Source organism: Armatimonas sp. (assembly GCF_043760365.1).
Taxonomy (GTDB): Bacteria; Armatimonadota; Armatimonadia; order Armatimonadales; family Armatimonadaceae; genus Armatimonas.
In genome coordinates, this window is record NZ_JAYUPA010001061.1 from 1 (window position 1) to 2,517 (window position 2,517).

Consider the following 2,517-nt stretch of genomic DNA (forward strand, 5'->3'; position numbering starts at 1 on the left):
TGCTTGGTCAGGTGCGCGAGCTGCGGACGGAACTTGCTCTGCGTCTCCAGCTCCTCAATCAGCGGCTCGGGATCAAGAGGCTTGCCGTCGCGGTGACGCTGAAGGGCGAGGGAGAGTTCGGTGGAGGGCATCCCGATATGGCGAAAGAGATCCCAGTAGCGCCGATGGACGGCCTCGAAGTTTGCGTACGCCGCCTCCGACTCCAGGCGGCGCTCAACGGCGTTGCGCCACTCGTGAAATAAAACTTTGCTCCGGTCGTGCTGCGCCAGCCACGCCTCCCGCCGACCTAAGGCCTGCTCACGATCTAAATCGCGGCGGTCTCGGTCAGCGGCAAGGCGCTCTTTCTTCTGGCTACGACTCTCCGGCAGGCGTTTCTTGAGTTTCACGCACCGGCATTCTACCCTGAAGCTCCGCCACAAACGCAGCGCTCTCTTCAGGATCTGCAAAAGCACGTTTGGGGATCAGCAGGGTCTCCGACCCAATCCGTACGGCCACAATGCGCTCCAGCTCGGTAATTTCTTCCAGGGCTGCCCAGTAGTGCAGTACCTCGCGGTGGGCATTGTGCTCCACCACCCGCAGGCCGCCTTGCTCCAGTGTGAGGGTGCGCTTGGGGCGCATTGTCTCAGGAAGCTTGCCGCTCTCGTCTATTTTCTCCGCCATTTCCAAGCGGCGACGCCAGGTGCTACGCTGCCAAGGAGCCAATAGTGGGCCTGCGGCCATCCCAATTGCCACCGCGATCAGCACCCAAGCGACAACGGTCTGGCCGCGCTGGAGAAACCCGTAGCCGATGATCACCAGAGTTATAATAGCCCGGAGCGGGAACTCAGTTTTTCTCTTGCCGCGCTGGTGCTCGATCCAGTCGTAGACATCTCTCAGGCTCTGCTCAAAAGTGACCGTCATACCGCTTCCTCCCCGCCCGCTGGCTTGGCCGCCTGTGCAGCAGCTTGGCGGGCCTTGATCTCCACCAGAAACGCCGTGCGAGTGTCAACGGTCTCGAAGGCACGCCCTGGAATCACGACCACCTCCAGCATCCCAAACGGCAGGAAGAGATGACTATCAGCCTCGATCACCTCGCTGAAGCTCGCCCAGTAGATCAGGCGCTCGCCACGGGTGCTCACCACGCGCAGGCCGCTCTCCTCAATGGTCACCATGCGTGCGCCCAGCCACTGCTGGAAGCCATCGGAGTTCACCCACTTCTTGCCCTTGCGTTCCCGCCACTGCGGCAGGGATTTCAATAGATAAAGGCCGAGTGCCAGTGCAATCAAAAGCGAGAGGCTGTCGGAGGCGCGGGAGACCAGCATCCAGATCACCACGGCGAAAGCGACCGCAATCGTGTCGTTCTCTTTGCGCTCTTTCTGTCGCCGCTCCGGGCGCTGCCACAGATACTTCATCAGTGCCACGCCGTCGTCTTTTGTTAGCTCGTAGGTAATGCTCATAGTTGTGTATTCCTTGTACCCCCAAGGACAACACCAGCGCAAATTTGGTTACCACCCAGTGAATTGGGTTTTTACGGCCAGAAGGCGTACGTCGGCACTTCACGGGCAATTCCGGTGAGGTTCCAGAAGCCGCCCATGAGGCACTCACCCAGGATAATGCCTAGAAAGAACGGGACACACTTGCGGTAGAACCCAAGGCCACCGTAGCGTAGGATGAGAATTTTCACGACCCAGGCGACCAGCATCGGCACCCACAGAACGCTCATTCCCCAGCTCGACGCAATCGCGTAGCCAACCGGGTGAAACGGGAAACCGATCCAGCGGCCACGGATCATGTTCAGCACGAGTGTGAAGCCCAGCCCCGCCAGTACCGCCATGCCCTCTTGCGGGTGGGGCGGCTCCGGGATTCCCGTCCAGTTGTTGTAGCGGTTCCATGCCTCGCGGCCAAAGATCTCCATCACGTTGGGCGGCCCTACTGCACCGGCGGCACCGTTGATATACGAGAGATGTAGCAGTGCCCAGAACGCGCACAGTGGCCCCAGAACCGCGGCTCCGATCAGCGCGTAGAACATCCCCTTTGTGCCCAGCTTGCTCTGCTCCGCCATCTTAAGCGACTCGATTCCGATGGGCATTGGATGGCCACGATACGCCCGGTTGAAGCCCCACCAGAAGCTCAGGCCGATATGATCCTCGCGGGAAAATGCCGTCGGCCCGAAGATCTTCGGGAGCATCGTGTCCGCTCCGGCGTGGTGCAGATCATGGACGGGCGGGCCGAGCTCGGCGCGCATGCGGGTGACAGCAATCGCGATTCCCAGGTAGATAATCATCGCCACGGCAATCACCAAAAAGCTCAGCCCCGAGAGCCGGAAGAAGATCACCAGAAGCGCTAAACAGACCAGCACGCCCCAGACCGCGCTCTTCTGGGAGATCGGGTCGTTGGGGTCGGGCATCTCTTTTTCCTCGTTGAAGAAGACTCGTGCCAGCCAGCTAAAGTGCCGCCGCGCCGCCCAGATTGCCCCGATCCCGATACCCAGATAGGCCCCGAGTGCCTGCGCATCCGTGTAGGGAAAGTTGGGTGTCT

Annotated in this window: 4 protein-coding genes; all 4 read right to left on the reverse strand. The window is 60.6% G+C overall.

The features are described 5' to 3' along the window. Positions 1-386, reverse strand: a 386-nt coding sequence (locus ACH2EH_RS27095; RefSeq protein ID WP_395146629.1) for a hypothetical protein, incomplete at its 3' end; no start/stop codon positions are given. Beyond that, positions 352-900 carry a YcxB family protein gene (locus ACH2EH_RS27100; RefSeq protein WP_395146630.1) on the reverse strand — a complete coding sequence of 183 codons (549 nt, stop codon included), beginning with the start codon at positions 898-900 and terminating at the stop codon, positions 352-354. The genes ACH2EH_RS27100 and ACH2EH_RS27095, both read right to left, overlap by 35 nt. After that, positions 897-1,436: a YcxB family protein gene (locus ACH2EH_RS27105; protein WP_395146632.1), complete on the reverse strand. Its 540-nt coding sequence runs from the start codon at positions 1,434-1,436 to the stop codon at positions 897-899. The genes ACH2EH_RS27100 and ACH2EH_RS27105 overlap by 4 nt, the downstream gene beginning before the upstream one ends. A 71-nt stretch (positions 1,437-1,507) precedes the next feature. Beyond that, positions 1,508-2,517 (reverse strand): DUF6785 family protein (locus tag ACH2EH_RS27110; protein ID WP_395146634.1); only part of this gene is annotated, 1,010 nt, incomplete at its 5' end.

Excerpts from the sequence above, each read along its gene's own strand:
- ACH2EH_RS27100 (WP_395146630.1), bottom strand. The coding sequence starts at position 900 with ATGACGGTCACTTTTGAGCAGAGCCTGAGAGATGTCTACGACTGGATC.
- ACH2EH_RS27105 (WP_395146632.1), bottom strand. The coding sequence starts at position 1,436 with ATGAGCATTACCTACGAGCTAACAAAAGACGACGGCGTGGCACTGATG.